Annotated in this window: 15 protein-coding genes; 11 read left to right on the top strand and 4 right to left on the bottom strand. The window is 69.1% G+C overall.

The window, feature by feature from the left end:
• The first annotated feature begins 13 nt into the window (after positions 1 to 13).
• Positions 14 to 526, top strand: coding sequence for a formaldehyde-activating enzyme (gene fae, locus ACSQ89_RS13850; protein WP_093111692.1), 513 nt, complete (start codon positions 14 to 16; stop codon positions 524 to 526).
• Positions 527 to 608: 82 nt separating this feature from the next.
• On the opposite strand, the gene ACSQ89_RS13855 is transcribed toward fae, so the two are convergent.
• On the bottom strand, positions 609 to 1,040 hold the full coding sequence (locus tag ACSQ89_RS13855; RefSeq protein WP_436290549.1) for a dihydroneopterin aldolase: 432 nt from the start codon (positions 1,038 to 1,040) through the stop codon (positions 609 to 611).
• A 294-nt stretch (positions 1,041 to 1,334) separates the two neighbouring features.
• Between ACSQ89_RS13855 and ACSQ89_RS13860 the strand changes: the two genes are divergently transcribed.
• From ACSQ89_RS13860 to ACSQ89_RS13880, 5 genes are read left to right on the top strand one after another with little or no spacing between them, the layout of a single operon-like run.
• Complete coding sequence (locus ACSQ89_RS13860; RefSeq protein WP_436296201.1) at positions 1,335 to 3,380, top strand: sigma-54-dependent Fis family transcriptional regulator; 2,046 nt, start codon at positions 1,335 to 1,337, stop codon at positions 3,378 to 3,380.
• A 19-nt stretch (positions 3,381 to 3,399) separates the two neighbouring features.
• Positions 3,400 to 4,053, top strand: a complete 654-nt coding sequence (locus ACSQ89_RS13865; RefSeq protein WP_436290393.1) for a flavoprotein — start codon at positions 3,400 to 3,402, stop codon at positions 4,051 to 4,053.
• Positions 4,032 to 5,468 carry a DUF6513 domain-containing protein gene (locus tag ACSQ89_RS13870; RefSeq protein ID WP_436290392.1) on the top strand — a complete coding sequence of 479 codons (1,437 nt, stop codon included), beginning with the start codon at positions 4,032 to 4,034 and terminating at the stop codon, positions 5,466 to 5,468. Before ACSQ89_RS13865 ends, ACSQ89_RS13870 begins: the two co-directional genes overlap by 22 nt.
• A gap of 8 nt (positions 5,469 to 5,476) precedes the next feature.
• Entirely contained in the window at positions 5,477 to 6,058 is a 582-nt protein-coding gene (locus ACSQ89_RS13875) for a DUF447 domain-containing protein (protein ID WP_093111700.1), read from the top strand.
• On the top strand, positions 6,055 to 6,759 hold the full coding sequence (locus ACSQ89_RS13880; RefSeq protein ID WP_436290391.1) for a (5-formylfuran-3-yl)methyl phosphate synthase: 705 nt from the start codon (positions 6,055 to 6,057) through the stop codon (positions 6,757 to 6,759). Before ACSQ89_RS13875 ends, ACSQ89_RS13880 begins: the two co-directional genes overlap by 4 nt.
• A gap of 19 nt (positions 6,760 to 6,778) precedes the next feature.
• Here ACSQ89_RS13880 and ACSQ89_RS13885 read toward each other — a convergent pair whose 3' ends face one another.
• From ACSQ89_RS13885 to ACSQ89_RS13895, 3 genes are read right to left on the bottom strand one after another with little or no spacing between them, the layout of a single operon-like run.
• Positions 6,779 to 7,378: an amino acid kinase family protein gene (locus ACSQ89_RS13885; RefSeq protein ID WP_093111702.1), complete on the bottom strand. Its 600-nt coding sequence runs from the start codon at positions 7,376 to 7,378 to the stop codon at positions 6,779 to 6,781.
• On the bottom strand, positions 7,378 to 8,457 hold the full coding sequence (locus ACSQ89_RS13890; RefSeq protein WP_436290390.1) for a hydantoinase/oxoprolinase family protein: 1,080 nt from the start codon (positions 8,455 to 8,457) through the stop codon (positions 7,378 to 7,380). The genes ACSQ89_RS13885 and ACSQ89_RS13890 overlap by 1 nt, the downstream gene beginning before the upstream one ends.
• Positions 8,444 to 9,430, bottom strand: a complete 987-nt coding sequence (locus tag ACSQ89_RS13895) for an ATP-grasp domain-containing protein (protein ID WP_436290389.1) — start codon at positions 9,428 to 9,430, stop codon at positions 8,444 to 8,446. The genes ACSQ89_RS13890 and ACSQ89_RS13895 overlap by 14 nt, the downstream gene beginning before the upstream one ends.
• A 27-nt stretch (positions 9,431 to 9,457) precedes the next feature.
• Here ACSQ89_RS13895 and ACSQ89_RS13900 point away from each other — a divergent pair, with 27 nt between their 5' ends.
• From ACSQ89_RS13900 to ACSQ89_RS13920, 5 genes are all read left to right on the top strand, one after another.
• Complete coding sequence (locus ACSQ89_RS13900; RefSeq protein WP_093111707.1) at positions 9,458 to 10,186, top strand: HisA/HisF-related TIM barrel protein; 729 nt, start codon at positions 9,458 to 9,460, stop codon at positions 10,184 to 10,186.
• A 232-nt stretch (positions 10,187 to 10,418) separates the two neighbouring features.
• Entirely contained in the window at positions 10,419 to 11,660 is a 1,242-nt protein-coding gene (locus tag ACSQ89_RS13905; RefSeq protein ID WP_436290388.1) for a formylmethanofuran dehydrogenase, read from the top strand.
• Entirely contained in the window at positions 11,657 to 13,336 is a 1,680-nt protein-coding gene (locus tag ACSQ89_RS13910) for a formylmethanofuran dehydrogenase subunit A (protein WP_436290387.1), read from the top strand. The genes ACSQ89_RS13905 and ACSQ89_RS13910 overlap by 4 nt, the downstream gene beginning before the upstream one ends.
• Positions 13,333 to 14,262, top strand: a complete 930-nt coding sequence (gene fhcD / locus ACSQ89_RS13915) for a formylmethanofuran--tetrahydromethanopterin N-formyltransferase (protein ID WP_436290386.1) — start codon at positions 13,333 to 13,335, stop codon at positions 14,260 to 14,262. Before ACSQ89_RS13910 ends, fhcD begins: the two co-directional genes overlap by 4 nt.
• A complete protein-coding gene (locus ACSQ89_RS13920) occupies positions 14,259 to 15,089 on the top strand; it encodes a formylmethanofuran dehydrogenase subunit C (RefSeq protein ID WP_436290385.1) in 831 nt (276 codons plus the stop codon). The genes fhcD and ACSQ89_RS13920 overlap by 4 nt, the downstream gene beginning before the upstream one ends.
• Positions 15,090 to 15,091 lie beyond the last annotated feature (2 nt).

The raw sequence follows: 15,091 nt of genomic DNA on the forward strand, positions 1-15,091 counted from the left end.
GAGACCCGAAACCATGGCAAAAATCGATCGACTGATGGTGGGCGAATCGCTCGTCGGCGAGGGCAATGAAGTCGCCCACATCGACCTGCTCATCGGCCCGCGCGGCAGCGCCGCTGAAACCGCCTTCGCCCACGCGTTGACCAACAACAAGGATGGCTTTACCTCGCTGCTCGCTGTGGTGGCCCCCAACCTGCTGACCAAGCCGGCGACCGTGATGTTCAACAAAGTGACCATCAAGGGCGCCAAGCAGGCGGTGCAGATGTTCGGACCGGCGCAGCGCGCGGTGGCGCTGGCGGTGGTCGACAGCGTCGAGGATGGCACCATCCCCATGGCCGAGGCGGACAACCTGTTCCTGTGCGTCGGCGTATTCATCCATTGGCTCGCCGACGACGACAAGAAGATCCAGGACTACAACTACCAGGCGACGCGCGAGGCGATCCAGCGCGCCGTTTCGGGCTCGCCCACAGCCGCCGAAGTGGTGGACAAGAAGGGCACGACTGCGCATCCGTTCGCGGCACACCTGTAGGCCACAAGCACTAACGAGAAGAAGCCGGCGCGTGAATCGGGCCGGCTTCTTTTCTTTCGCCTCGGAGCGAGGCGCGGCGCGCTCAGCGCTTGGCGGGCACCATGCCGCTGGCGAGAAACTTCAGCACCGTCGCGCTGTGAGCCGATCTCGACGTGCGGTACGTCGGCGCGTGGCGCTCGATCTGAACGCCGACCGATTGCACGTCGTCGAACTTGCGCGGCTTCACGACCTTCACGCGAACCCAGCTCGCGCGGAATTCGTTGATGAGAATGTCGGCGATGGCCTCGGCGAAAGCCTCGAGCAGTTGCAGCCGGTGTTCGACCAGGAGCCTGTGCAGGCGTTCGCGCACGACGCTGTAGTCGATCGTGTCGCCGATGCAGTCGGTGTCGCAGGCATGCGCGCGAGGCACGCCTGCGTACACGTCAATCAGGAGCGGCTGCGGGCTGTGCAGTTCGGACTCGTGGATGCCGATCACCGTCTCGCCATTGAAGCCCTCGATGAAGATCAGGTCCATCGGTGCCGTCGCATCGGCGGTGTCGGAGACCAGGGAGACATTGGAAGGGTGGTCGATGGAGGGACGCAGGCTGGTGTTCAAGTGATGTCTCCAGGTGAATTCGAATGTGTTTGAAAGTGTGTCCGCTGGCGAGTCGAGCCCCCCATGCGGGATTCAGCAACGCAAAATGCAGGCCAGTGAACGGACCTGCTCCGGCGCTGCCCCGGCTCGGTGTTTCACCGGGTGCGCGGCATGCCGGCAAGCACAACAATGAGCCAACCAAGGAGACACGATGGAACGCGCCGGAGAACTCCAATGACATTGATGCCGCGGCAAGGTGATCGACACGCCGACCGTGTGCTCGATGTCGTGAGACGAGGATTTCACGAGGAGGGCAACGATCTGGTCACGCGCTCGTGGAGCCGCTGCCTGAATCAGTACCAGCTCGACCCAGGGCGCGCGCGCGAACCGGTGGTGATTGAGTCTGCGGCCTTGCAAAGCCGGCGCAACCAGCATGCCGACGTGATCGAATGCGCACGCTACGAGATGACCACGCTCTATCAGCAGCTCGCGGACCCCGAGTCCGCCGTGGTGCTGACCGATACCGACGGCGTGATCGTGCACATGGTGTCTTCGCCCGAGTTCGCTGCCGAGGTCGAGCCGATGGGCCTGCATGCCGGCGGCATGTGGGGCGAAGCCGAAGCCGGCACCAACGGCATGGGCACCTGCCTCGCGGCCGCGCATCCGATCTCCGTGCGGCGGGAAGAGCATTTCTTCAGCCAGTTCACGCAGCTGACTTGTTCGGCGGTGCCGGTGCTCGATCCGACCGGCGAGATCATCGCGGTGCTCGACGTGACCAGCCGCTCCAGCCTGATGCAGCAGCATGTGCTGGTCCTGCTGGGCATGACGGCGCGCATGATCGAGAACCGGCTCATCGACAAGCGTTTCTCGAATGCGCATCCGCTGCATTTCCACAGCCGGCCCGAATTCGTCTACACGCTGCACGAGGGCAAGCTCGCGGTCGGAGAGGACGGGCGCATTCTTGCGGCCAACCGCAGCGCCTTGTTCCAGCTCGGCCTGCAATCGATGGACGAGATTCGTTCCCAGCGCATCGATGACCTGTTCCAGACCTCGCTCGAAGACATCCTGCAGCGCAGCCTGTCCTCCTCCTTCCACCCGGTCGTGGCCTACCGCGCCAAGGCGGCGCTGCGCTTCTTCGCGGTGGCGCGCCGGCCGGCGTCGGACGCTGCCACGCCCGCGCGTGCGCGTGTGGCGGGCATGGGCATCGTGGCACTGGACGAGGCGCAGGGCGAAGGCTTTCGCGTGCCGTCGCGAGTGTCTGCCGGGCGTGGCGCGCCGATCATCCGCACCTTCAAGGACGCGCGGCTCGTGGCCCATCTGGACACCGCGCGGCGCGTGGTGGCGCGCCGCACCCCGGTGCTGTTGTGCGGCGAGACAGGTTCCGGCAAGGAGGTCTTCGCGCGAGCGATCCACGAGACCAGTCCGCATGCCGAGGGCGCCTTCGTCGCCGTCAACTGCGCAAGCCTGCCCGAAACCTTGATCGAATCCGAGCTCTTCGGCTACAAGGCCGGCGCCTTCACCGGCGCGCAGCGCAGCGGACGACGCGGCAAGATCCTGCAGGCCGATGGCGGCACGCTGTTTCTCGACGAGATCGCCGACATGCCGCTGGAGTTGCAGGCCCGCCTGCTGCGTGTGCTCGACGAGCGCCAGGTGACGCCGCTCGGCACCGAGGAAACCCATCCTGTGGACTTCCAGCTCGTGAGCGCGAGCCATCGCCATTTGCCGAGCCTGGTGCGCGAAGGCCGATTCCGTGAGGACCTCTATTACCGGCTGGCCGGCATCGAGCTGGACCTGCCGCCGTTGCGCGACCGCAGCGACAAGCGCGAGCTGATCCAGGCCGTGCTGGCGGACGAAGGCGGCAGTGCGTGCAGGCTGGGCGAAGAGGCCGAGCGCCTGCTGATGGCTCATCCATGGCCCGGCAACCTGCGGCAGCTGCGCCACGTGCTGCGCACCGCGGCCGCGCTGGCCGACGGCAAGACCATCACGAGAGAGCACCTGCCTTCGCTCGCGGCGCGGCAGGCGCCGTCGTCCCTGCACGCCCATGCTGCGCTGCCCGCCGTCGCCGAGGCGATGGATGCCGAGGCGAACACGGCATCTGCCGACGCTGCGCCCGCGGTCAAACTCAACCCGATTCAGGCCAACGAGCGGCAGGTACTGTTGCAGATGCTGGAGCAGCATCGTTGGAACGTGAGCAACGTCGCCAAGGCGCTCGATGTCAGCCGCAACACCTTGTACCGAAAACTCCACAAGCTCCACATCGAGATCTCCCCGCCGGACTGAGTCCGCGCATCCATCGGCCATGGCCAATCTGGGGCACTCCGATGCGGTCGCCATCGACCCGCGCGGCGCCGGCCTGGCTCTCGAAGTCGGCGAGCCGCAGCTGCCTGCAGTGCCGCCGCGTTCGCGCCTGGCCTGGTGCATCACCGGCTCCGGTCATTTCCTCGAGGAGTCGCTCGCGCTCGCGGCGCGGCTGCCGGCGGTGGACCTGTTCCTCTCGGCCGCTGCCGAGGAAGTGCTGCCGATCTACAAGCTGCACATCGAGACGCTGAAACCGCGCTTTCGCGTGTTCCGCGACAAGACGGCCAGCGGCGTGCCGGTGGGCATGCTCTACGACGACATCTATCACACCGTCGTGGTCGCGCCGGCGACCAGCAACACGGTGGCCAAGTGCGCGTTCGGCATCAGCGATACGCTGCCGACCAACATGTTCGCCCAGGCCGGCAAGCTCGGCATCCCTGGCATCGTGTTTGCATGCGATACGGAACCGGTGGTGGTCACCAAGTCGCCGCACGACTGGGTGACGCTGCGCCCGCGGCGCATCGAACTGGACAACGTGGAGCGGCTGCGCGGCATCGACTTCTGCCGGGTGGTCTCTTCACCGGCCGAACTCGAAGCTGTGCTCGATGCACGACTGAAGGAACTCTCTCTCGCATGGAACACATCGTCTTCCTGACCGGGCGCCTCGCCCAAGCCAGCCTCACGCGGGTGCTGGCCGGCATCGAGGCGGCCCCGTTCACATGGGAAGTGCGAGAGATCGGGCTGCAGGTGGCGGCGCTCATGACGGCCGACCTGATCCGCCGCCGCGTGGCGACGCCCGTGTTGAGCGAAGGCGAAGGCGAGAAGCGGCGTGCCGATCGCATCATCGTGCCAGGCCGCTGCCGTGGCGATGTCGAGGCCTTGAGTCTTCATTACGGCGTTCCGGTGGAGCGCGGTCCGCAGGAGCTGAAGGACTTGCCGCGCCACTTCAACCGGGCTGCGCAGCACATCGACCTGAACGAGTACCAGGTTGCGATCTTCGCCGAGATCGTCGATGCGCCGCGGCTGTCGGTGGCGCAGATCATCGAGCGGGCGCAGCGGCTGGCCGCAGACGGCGCCAACGTCATCGACCTCGGTTGCCTGCCCGAGACGCGCTTCGATCATCTGGCCGAGAGCGTGCAGGCGCTGAAGGCCGCCGGCTTCCAGGTCAGCGTCGATTCGAGCGATTCACAGGAACTGCTGCGCGGCGGCAAGGCCGGCGCCGACTATTTGCTGAGCCTCACGCTGGACAGCCTGTGGATCGCCGACGAGGTCGCCGCGACGCCGGTGCTGATCCCGCGCGTTCCGGCCGACGAGGAGTCGCTGTACGAAGCGGTGGTGCAGATGCAGCGCCGCGGGCGCGCCTTCCTGGCGGATTCGATCCTCGATCCGATACCCTTCGGGCTAACCGCCTCGATCGTGCGCTACCACCGGCTGCGCGCGCGTTTTCCCGACGCGCCGATCATGCTCGGCGTCGGCAACCTGACCGAGCTCACCGAGGCCGACACGAGCGGCATCAATGCCGTGCTGTTCGGCATCGCCGCCGAGCTGAACGTTGCCGCTGTCCTGACGACCCAGGTCAGTCAGCATGCGCGCCGCGCGGTGTGCGAGGCCGACTGGGCGCGCCGCATCATGCATGCGGCGGCTCAGCACGGCACCTTGCCCAAGGGCATGAGCGACGCGCTGATGACGGTGCATGCCAAGCATCCGTTTCCCGATACGCCCGAAGAAATCGGCGAGATCGCCGCGCAGGTGCGCGACCCGAACTTCCGCGTGCAGATCTCGCCCCTCGGCCTGCACGTGTACAACCGCGACGGCATGCGCCTGGGGCAGGGCGCCTTCGAACTCTGGCCGCAGCTCAAGCTGGAAGACGATGCGGACCATGCCTTCTACATGGGTGTCGAGCTGGCGCGCGCGGAGATCGCCTGGCAGCTGGGCAAGCGCTACGTGCAGGACCAGCCACTGGACTGGGGCTGCGCCGCGCCGCGGGCCACCGAAGACCTGGCGCGCTGGTGTGCGCCGGGAAGCACCATGAAGGCGCCGACAAACAATGCGGCCGAGCCCGGGCCATGAGCACTCCCATGAACGACCAGATCTTCGAAGCCGTGGTGACTACCGTGGCGCCCGGCGGGCAGGCGCATGTGGCGCCGATGGGAGTTCGGTACCAGGAAGGCGGCATCGTGCTGATGCCGTTCAAGCCCTCCACCACGCACGACAACATCGTGGCCACCGGCCGTGCGGTGCTCAACATCGTGTGCGACACCCGCGTGTTCGCCGGCTGCGTGACCGGCCGCAAGCTCTGGCCCACGCATGCGGCCGAACGCATCGACGGCGTGCGGCTGGCCTGTGCGCTGCGCCACGTCGAACTGGAGCTGGCCGAGCGCCGCGACGACGCGCAGCGACCGGTGTTGCGCATGATGTCCGTGTACGAGGCCACGCACGCACCCTTCGCCGGCTTCAACCGCGCCCAGGCCGCGGTGATTGAAGGGGCCGTGCTGGTCAGCCGCCTGCATATGCTGGCACCCGAGAAAGTGGAAACCGAAATGAGCTATCTGCAGATCGCGATCGACAAGACTGCGGGACCCGAGGAGCGCGAAGCGTGGGAATGGCTGCGCGCCGCGGTCGCGCAGCACCATGCCCGCGCGCAGGAGCGGACATCATGACGCGCATGCTCGTGAGTGTCCGCAGCGTGCAGGAGGCCCTGCTCGCGGCACGCGGCGGGGCCGACTTCATCGACCTGAAGGAGCCCGGCGAGGGCGCATTGGGCGGCTTGCCGGTGGCGACGATCGCCGCCATCGTGAGTGCATTGCGAGCGCACGACATCGCACGGCCCGTGAGCGCGACCATCGGCGACCTGCCGATGCACGCGCTGCCTCGCATCCGGGCTCAGGTCGAGGCCGTCGGCGCCTGCGGCGTCGACTACGTCAAGGTCGGCATCGAGCGGGGGCCGGAGGCGTTCGCCGTGCTCGACGCGTTGGCGGCCTGCGACTGGCCGGTGGTGCCGGTCTTCGTTGCCGACCGCGGCCTGGATGCGGCGCTGGTCGCGCATGCCTGTGGGCTCGAGTTTCCGGCGCTCATGGCCGACACCGCCGACAAGCAGGCCGGCAGCCTGTTCGATGCGGTCCCGATGGCGGACCTGCGCCACTTTCTGGCGCTGGTGCGCGCCTCGGGCCGGCTGGTCGGGCTGGCGGGCGCGCTGCGCACGACGCATATTCCCTTGCTGCAGGCGCTGGCGCCCGATTTCGCGGGCTTTCGCAGTGCCGTTTGCGTTGGCGACCGCAAGACGGCGCTGTGCCCACAGCGGCTGGCGGCGCTGGCCGCGCTGCTGCACGGGCAGGCCGTCGACGAGCCCATGCCCGCTTGATCTTCTCCTGCGCCGGCGCTCAGCGCGCAGCGTAGGTGGCTTCACCCAGCAGCAGCGCGCGCATGGTCGCCACCTGGCTCTTGTGAAGCAAGGTGATCGGGAAGGCTGCGTCGTCGGACAGCTCGGCAAATTGCGGGTCGACCACACCGGTATCACCCAGCTCGGCCAGTGTCAGCCCCGGGTCGATGGCGCAGGACTTGACCATCACCAGCTGCTCGGCGTTGAGGTGCTTCGCCAGGTCCAGCGCGATGGTGTCGGAGGTGGCGTCCCAACCGGTGCGTGCGTCCGGCTGGTCGCGCCGCAGCTCGAGGGGCAGCCACAGCGCGGTCTTTCCCTGGTGCAGCAGATCGGGGATGTCGGTCCTGCGCGCGGCCAGTTGCAGTGTGGGATTCAGCGCGTGCAACTGGTAGGCGGTCTGCGCCATCGCCAGCACCGCCATGTTGTGGGCGGCCAGGTCATCGAACTGCCAGTGCGCCTGGACGCGTCGCACTTCGTCGGCGAAGCTGCCGCCGCCGCAGACGATCGTCACGCGGCCGCCGCCGATCTGCGTGAGCAGATCCAGCCACTCCAGCAGCACCGGGTCGGCACAGAGGCTGCCGCCGATCTTGACGACCCACATCAGTCGTGCTCCCGTTCGAACAGCGCCGCCACCGCGACACTCGGAGCGCACACTTGCGCCCAGCCCGCGGTGCCCGCCGCCGCCTGGCGGGCCACCTTGGCTACATCGCTGCCATAGGCGGCGAGCCGTCGCGGGGCCGCTTCGGCGGCTGCGAGCTCGGGCACCAGGAAGGCGCCGCAGCCCGCGCTGACGATCACGGCTTCACGGGAGAGCGCATGCGCGGCCAGCACGCGGCGCAACTGCGCGGCCAGTGCTTCGAGCTGAGCGCTGCGCCAAGCCCGTGCCAGATCGAGCCATTCATCGGCGGCGGCATCGCGTTCGTCCAGTCCCACCATGCGTGCGAGACGCTGGCGCGTCGCCGGCAGGCTCTTGGCGGCGTTGTCGGCGCTCGGGTGCAGGTCGTGCGCCGGATCCAGCTCGCCGCTGAGCCGGTAGACGTCGGCGGTCGTGGCGAAGAATTCGTTCATCACATGGCGCGCATGGCCGCGCCATGTGATGCGCTGGGTCAGTGCGCACAGGGGTGTGCGCACCACGCCGTGGTAGGCCAGCTCGCCGCTCACCAGGCGTTCGGCGTCGCTGCGGCTCGCGGTCAGCACGCGAGCGTTGCCGAACGCGATCAGGTCGGTGGTCGTGCTGCCGATGTCGACCAGCACGCCCTCCGGCAGCGTGAGCGCGGCATGCCGCGCCGTCGCGAGCCAGTTGGCCGAGGCAACGCACTCCCATTGCCTGGCAACCTCCGCGGCGGCGCACCAGCCGGCGTCGCCGGCAAAGAAATGCAGCGCGCTCGGCGGAACCGGCAGCGCGGCCGCCAGCGTGGCGGCAATGCTTCGAACGCCGTCCTCGCGGTCGGGGAACAGATCGACCATCTCGCCCGTCATGGTCACGGCATGCTGCGCGGCCTCGAGCGCGGGCCAGCGCGTGCGCGCGGCTTGCAATGCGCGCACCAGATGGTCCAGGCCCTGCCAGAGAGGGCAACCCCATTGCGCCACGTCGACGACCTCGCCGCCTTGCAGCAGGCAGGCCTTGACGTGTGCGCCGCCGATGTCCCACCCGACGGTGGTGCGTTCAGACGTGGGCACGCGCAAGTTCCCGATCCTGGGTGTCGCCGTGCAAGCGGCTCGCCACCAGTTCAGCCGCCAGGTTGCGGCCCAGCGCCGCCGAGAGCCCGACATAGGCGCAGGTGACGCGTGGATTGACCTCGATCACCACCGGCCCGCGCTGCGGATGCCAGACCAGGTCGATGCCGGCGAAACCGCGCAGGCCCGGGATGGCGCGCGCCACCTGCATGGCCAAGGCGGCCAGGGGACGCGTGCGCGGATCGTCGCGGCCCAGCGCATCGACCGTCACGCCTTCGAAGCAAAGTCTGCCTTGCGCATCGATCGCGATGCGCTGGCGGTTGACGCTCAGCATCTCGGCATTCTGCTCTGTGCACAGCAGCGACAGGCTCAGGGCCTCGCCTTCGACCCAGGGCTCGAGCGTGACGGCCGCGCCGGCCTGCGCGCGCCGGGCCTGGTCCTCGAGCGCAGCCGCGCGGCGGGTGTGCACGTGGGTGGCCACGCCGCCCGCGCCGTCGTCGGGCTTGACCACCCAGCGCTCGATCTCGGGCGCATGCTCGAAGGCCAGTGGTGTCGTCACGCCGTGCGCGGCCAGGTGCACGAGCGTGGCGTGTTTGCCGGCGGTGAGTTCGATGGCTTCGGCGCTGCAGCCCAGCCAGCGCGCATCGCCCACGATGCGCTGGAAGCGCGCCAGCAGGCCGTCCGTCTCGGGCGCGACCAGCCAGACCATGTCGTGCAGCGCACTCTGCCGCGCCACGAAGGCGAAGGCCGATTCGCCCGCGAGCGGACGCAGCGGCGCGGCGCGGGCGGGCAGGGTGTTCACGGGGACGCAGGTGGCCGCCGACACGGAACAATCGCGAACGCGCATCAGGTCTGCGACCATGGCATCGCGCATCGACAGCCCCAGCGGCAGCAGCTCGTCGGCCGCCGCGTCATCGCCGTAGTCGGTCCAGCCTCCGCCGCTGAGATACTCGTAAACAAACACGCGTGTCGTCATTTCCATCCTCCTTCCGGGTGCTTACCCATGATCTCCGAATTGAACCTGATCCCCGTCATCGACCTGCTGCAAGGCCAGGTGGTGCGTGCCGTGCGCGGCGACCGGCAAGCGTACCGGCCGATCGTGTCGGCGCTGTGCGCCAGCAGCGATCCGGTGACGGTGGCGCGCATCCTGTGCGATCACTGTGCGGCGCGGCAGTTGTACGTGGCCGACCTCGATGCCTTGCAGGGCCGGGCCACGCAGATTGCGGTGCTGGTCGATCTGCTGCAGGCGCTGCCCGAGATCGAGCTCTGGCTGGACGCGGGCTTGGCGGATGCATCGGCCGGCCAGGCATTGCGCCGCCAGCTGGCACCGTTCGCCTCGCGCATCGTGTTCGTGTATGGCAGCGAATCCCTGCGTTCGCGCGAGGCGCTGGCGCGCTGCTTCGGCAACGGCGCCGGTGAAGACGAAGTCCGGGCCGCGCTGTCGCTGGACCGGCGCGACGGCCAGCGCCTCGACGCCGCCGGCTGCTGGGACGCGGTGGAGTTGTGGCCGCAGCGGCTGATCGTGATGACGCTCGAGCGCGTCGGCTCCGGCGCCGGGCCGGACCTGGAGACCTTGCAGGAGGTGCGCCGCCTGGCGCCGCGCGCCATGCTGATCGGTGCGGGCGGCATCCGCAGCGAGGACGACCTGGCGCGCGCCAGCGCGGCGGGCGCCGATGCCTGGCTCGTGGCCAGCGCGCTGCACGACCTGCAGCTGCCGCGGATGCGGCGCTGAACCGAGGACGCCCGGTGGGAGGAAGGTTCGGGGGCATGCCATCAGCGCCCTGCACACACGAACCGTGCCATCCCGCGAGCGGCTCGCGCGCCCTGCCATCGGCGCTTGCCGGCGCGCATTGACCGCCCGAAAGCGCAACACTCTGTCTCATAACGCGTGTGTCAGCCGGGCTTCGGCCAGGCACGGCTCGCCTGGCGGGTGAATGGCACGTGCTTTGCGTGGGTGCCTGCCCATGACTCCAGTCGACGCAAGCGCGCAGCCCGGCCAAGCCCCGTGGACCTGTCCTTTCTGCCCCTTGTTGTGTGACAGCTTCGGCGTGGAGCTCGGGCCGCCCGGCACGCCGCCCAGGCTGACCGGCAGCGAGTGCCCGCGCGCGCGCAGTGCGCTGGCCGCATTCGGCGGCGCGGCCGCAACCGAGCGGCCGCGGGTCGACGGCCGCGACTGCGATCTCGATACCGCGCTGGCCGCCGCCGCATCCTTGCTCGCGGCCAGCCGCCAGCCCTTGTTCGGCGGCCTCGGCACCGATGTCGCGGGCGCCCGGGCACTCTATGCGCTGGCCTGCGAAACGGGTGCCATCTGCGACCCGGCCCGCGGACCGGCGCTGATGCACGGCCTGCGCGCGCTGCAGGATCGCGGCGGCTTCTCGACCACGCTGGCCGAAGTGAGGACCCGGGCCGACCTCATCGTCTGCATGACCGGGGAGCCCACGCCGCGCTATCCGGAATTCTTCCGCCGCTGCGGCGTGGGCGGGCCGGAGGGCGCGCGCACCGAGATCCTGCCGCTGCACGGCGATCTGTTCGACACCGTGGCGCTGCTCGCGGCGCTCGTGGCCGGCCGTCTCGCTGCGGACGATGCGCGCGTGCCGGCCGACCTCGCAGCACTGTCGGAGCGTCTGCATGCAGCCCGCTATGCGGTGCTGGTGTACGAGCCCGGATGCCTGCCCGCCCACGGCGCGCTGATCGTCGAAGGCATCCAGCGCATCGTCGCCACACTCAACCGCAGCACGCGCGCGGCCTCGCTGTCGCTGGGCGGCGACGACGGCGCCGCGACCGTGAACCAGGTGTTCGCCTGGCTGTCCGGCCTGCCTTTGCGCTCGCGTGCCGGGCCTGCGGGACTCGAGCATGAGCCGCTGTGCTTCGATGCGGAGCGCTTGCTGGCCGTTGGCGCGGTGGACACGCTGCTGTGGGTGTCGAGCTTCGGCCCCGAACCCGGGCCGCCGCCGGTGGACCTGCCGCGCATCGTCCTGGGCCATCCGCAGATGCGGCTGCAGCAGGAAGCGATGCCTCCCCGCGAGCTGGTGTTCATCCCCGTGTCGACGCCGGGCATCGGGTCCGGCGGCCATCTCTTCCGCACCGACAGCTCGGTCCTGCTGCCGTTGCGGCCGCTGTACGACGACGGGCTGCCCAGCGTGAGCGACGTCGTCCGGCGCCTGACCCAGTCGGTACAGGCACTGAGGCGAGGGCTTGCGCAATGACGACCCTTTGCCTGCGCGGCGGCCGCGTCATCGATCCGGCGAACGGGTGCGACGAGGTGCGCGATCTTCATGTGCGCGAGGGCCGCATCGTCGAGCCGGCGCCGCATGGCGCCGCGATCGAGGACATCGACGCGAGCGGCTGCATCGTGATGGCCGGCGGCATCGACATGCACACCCACATCGGCGGCGGCAAGGTCAATCTCGCGCGCATGCTGATGCCGGAAGACCATCGGGCCAACGCCAACCCTCTTGCGCTGCCCGACAACTCGCTCGAGATGGCCTCCTGCGGCACCTGCACGCCAGGCACGCTGGCCACCGGCTACCGCTACGTCGAGATGGGCTACACGGCCGCCTTCGAGCCAGCCATGATGGCCTGCAATGCGCGCCATACGCACATGGAAATGGGCGACACGCCGATCCTCGACCATGGCGCCTACGTGATGCTCGGCAACGACGAGCTGTTCCTGCGCATGCTGGCCGAGCGCTGGGATTTCGAACGCATCCGCGACTACGCCGGCTGGACCATCAACGCCAGCAAGGCGATGGGCGTGAAGGTGGTGAACCCCGGCGGCATCTCGGCCTTCAAGTTCAACCAGCGCGAGCTCGACGTCGACGAGAACCACGTGCACTGGCAGATCACGCCCAGGCAGGTGGTGCACACGCTGGCGCGCGCGCTGCGCGAGCTGGGAGTGCCGCATCCGCTGCACATCCACGGCAGCAACCTCGGGGTGGCCGGCAATATCCAGTCCACGCTGGACACCATCGCCGCGCTGGAGGGCTTGCCCGGACACCTGACGCACATCCAGTTCCATGCCTATGGCACCGAGGGGCCGAAGAAGTTCTCCTCGGCCGCCCTGCAACTCGCGGAGGCGGTGAACGCGCACAAGAACGTCAGCATCGACGTCGGGCAGATCATGTTCGGGCAGACCGTCACGGCCTCCGGCGACACCATGCGGCAGCACGCGCAGTCGGGCCTGGCCGATCCACGCAAATGGATCGGTGCCGACATCGAATGCGAGGCAGGCTGTGGCGTAGTGCCCTTCCGGTATCGTGAGCAGAGCTACGTGAATGCGCTGCAGTGGGTGATCGGGCTGGAGATCTTCCTGCTGGTCGACGACCCATGGCGCGTGGTGCTGACCACCGACCATCCCAACGGCGGCCCGTTCACCAGCTATCCGCACCTGATCCGCCTGCTGATGGACCGCAGCTTTCGGGAGGAGCAACTGGCCAAGCTGCATCCCGAGGTGGCTGCGCACGCCGCGCTGCGCTCGATCACGCGCGAGTTGTCGCTCTACGAGATTGCGATCATGACGCGCGCCGGTCCCGCCCGCCTGCTGGGCCTGCGCGACCGCGGCCACCTGGGCGCGGGCGCGGCAGCCGACATCGCGGTGTACCGCGAGGACGGCAACCGCGAGGCCATGTTCGCGACGCCCGCGTACGTGTTCAAGGACGGCGTCCTGGTATCGCGCGCCGGCCGCGTGACGGCGGTGCCCGTGGGCGGCACCCACTTCGTCGCGCCGGAGTACGACCGCGGCATCGAGCAACGGCTGCGCCGGCACCTCGCCGCGCAAGGGTCGGTCAACTTCGATCACCTCGCGATCGGCCACGACGAACTGTGCCGATGCTGCAACGGTGGGCGCCTGCTGCCGGCGGCCTGTTTCGAGGGGACCTCATGATCGTCAACGGCGTCGCGATCGACGACGGCTTCGCCGAGGCATTCCCGATGAAGGCCACGCGCATCGTCATCACGGCGCACAACCCCGTCTGGGCGCGCCACGCGGCGGTGTCGGCCACCGGCTTCGCGACTTCGGTGATCGCCTGCGGCTGCGAAGCCGGCATCGAGCGCGAACTGGCGCCCGAGGAAACGCCCGATGGCCGGCCGGGCATTGCGGTGCTGATCTTCTCGATGTCGGGCAAGGAGCTGGCGAAGCAGATAGAACGCCGTGTCGGCCAATGTGTGCTGACCTGCCCGACGACGGCGGTGTTCGCCGGCATCGCGGAGGGCGAAGCCGTGGCCCTGGGCAAGAACCTGCGCTTCTTCGGCGACGGCTGGCAGACCAGCAAGGTGATCGCCGGTGTTCGCTACTGGCGCGTGCCGGTGATGGACGGCGAGTTCGTCGCGCAGGAAACCACGGCGGTGGTCAAGGCCGTCGGCGGCGGCAACCTGCTGCTGCTGGCGCGCGATACCGATGCGGCCTTGGCCGTGGCCGAGGCCGCGGTGGCGGCGATGAAGCAGCTGCCCAACGTCATCATGCCCTTCCCCGGCGGCGTGGTGCGCTCGGGCTCCAAGGTCGGCAGCAAGTACCCGGCGCTCAGCGCGTCGACCAACGACGCCTTTTGCCCCACCTTGGTAGGTTTGGTGGCGCATAGCGAACTGGCGCGCGGCGGGCCGGTGCAGCAGATCGGCTGCGTGATGGAGATCGTGATCGATGGCCTGACGGAGGCCGACGTGGGCGCGGCCATGCGCGTGGGCATGGAGGCCGCCGTGGCGATCGGACAGCCCGGCGGACTGCTGCGCATTTCCGCCGGCAACTACGGCGGCAAGCTGGGTCCGTTCCACTTCCATCTGCGCAGGCTGCTCGCCGCGGGAGATGACCAATGAGCGGGTGGCATTTCAGGCTGCGGCGGGCGCCTGCGCTGCGCGTCGATCTGCGCGGCATCACGCCGGCCGTGCTTGCAGGGCTCCCGATCGAGCAGGTCGAGCGGCTGCCGGTCGGCCATGGCAACACGACGCTGGCGTTGGCGGAACTCTTCGACATCGCGCCGCGCGAGGAGGGCGTGCTGCATTTCGAAGGCAGTCTCGAACGCTTCGACCGCATCGGCTGGCAGATGGACAGCGGCCGCATTCGCGTCGAGGGCCATGCCGGCGACTATGCGGGCGGCTGCATGCGCGCGGGCGAGCTGCAGATCGAGGGCCGCGCAGGCCTGCTGGCTGCTTGCGAAATGGCGGGCGGCACGCTCACCGTCGAGGGCGATGTCGGCGACTTCGCCGCCAGCACCTTGCCCGGCAGCATGGACGGCATGCGCGGCGGCACCTTTATCGTCCGCGGCAATGCGGGCGAGCGCTTCGGCGACCGCATGCGGCGCGGCACCGCCCTGGTCCATGGCGACGTGGGGGCTTTCCTCGGTTCGCGCATGGTCGCGGGCACCATCGCCGTGGGTGGCCGTGTCGGTGCCCATGCGGGCCATGGCATGCGTCGCGGCAGCGTGGTGTTTGCGGGGCCCGGCGCGGCCGTGCCGATCGGCGTCGAGACGATGCCGACCTTCGTGGCGAATCGCGCCGCGACCCCCGTGTTCTGGGCTTTGCTGGCGCGCGATCTGGCGCGTCATGGCGGAGCTTTCGGCGAACTGCCAGCGCGCCGCATCGAGCGCCATCTGGGCGATCTCGCAGCCGATGGCAAGGGCGAGCTGATCTACGTGAACCCGTGACC

It is taken from the genome of Variovorax sp. LjRoot175, from assembly GCF_964253805.1.
Classification (GTDB): domain Bacteria; phylum Pseudomonadota; class Gammaproteobacteria; order Burkholderiales; family Burkholderiaceae_C; genus Variovorax.

Bases quoted from the DNA above. Each gene is read 5' to 3' on its own strand.
- fae (WP_093111692.1), top strand. From the start codon at position 14: ATGGCAAAAATCGATCGACTGATGGTGGGCGAATCGCTCGTCGGCGAG.
- ACSQ89_RS13855 (WP_436290549.1), bottom strand. From the start codon at position 1,040: ATGGACCTGATCTTCATCGAGGGCTTCAATGGCGAGACGGTGATCGGC.
- ACSQ89_RS13860 (WP_436296201.1), top strand. From the start codon at position 1,335: ATGACATTGATGCCGCGGCAAGGTGATCGACACGCCGACCGTGTGCTC.
- ACSQ89_RS13865 (WP_436290393.1), top strand. From the start codon at position 3,400: ATGGCCAATCTGGGGCACTCCGATGCGGTCGCCATCGACCCGCGCGGC.
- ACSQ89_RS13870 (WP_436290392.1), top strand. From the start codon at position 4,032: ATGGAACACATCGTCTTCCTGACCGGGCGCCTCGCCCAAGCCAGCCTC.
- ACSQ89_RS13875 (WP_093111700.1), top strand. From the start codon at position 5,477: ATGAACGACCAGATCTTCGAAGCCGTGGTGACTACCGTGGCGCCCGGC.
- ACSQ89_RS13880 (WP_436290391.1), top strand. From the start codon at position 6,055: ATGACGCGCATGCTCGTGAGTGTCCGCAGCGTGCAGGAGGCCCTGCTC.
- ACSQ89_RS13885 (WP_093111702.1), bottom strand. From the start codon at position 7,378: ATGTGGGTCGTCAAGATCGGCGGCAGCCTCTGTGCCGACCCGGTGCTG.
- ACSQ89_RS13895 (WP_436290389.1), bottom strand. From the start codon at position 9,430: ATGACGACACGCGTGTTTGTTTACGAGTATCTCAGCGGCGGAGGCTGG.
- ACSQ89_RS13900 (WP_093111707.1), top strand. From the start codon at position 9,458: ATGATCTCCGAATTGAACCTGATCCCCGTCATCGACCTGCTGCAAGGC.
- ACSQ89_RS13905 (WP_436290388.1), top strand. From the start codon at position 10,419: ATGACTCCAGTCGACGCAAGCGCGCAGCCCGGCCAAGCCCCGTGGACC.
- ACSQ89_RS13910 (WP_436290387.1), top strand. From the start codon at position 11,657: ATGACGACCCTTTGCCTGCGCGGCGGCCGCGTCATCGATCCGGCGAAC.
- fhcD (WP_436290386.1), top strand. From the start codon at position 13,333: ATGATCGTCAACGGCGTCGCGATCGACGACGGCTTCGCCGAGGCATTC.
- ACSQ89_RS13920 (WP_436290385.1), top strand. From the start codon at position 14,259: ATGAGCGGGTGGCATTTCAGGCTGCGGCGGGCGCCTGCGCTGCGCGTC.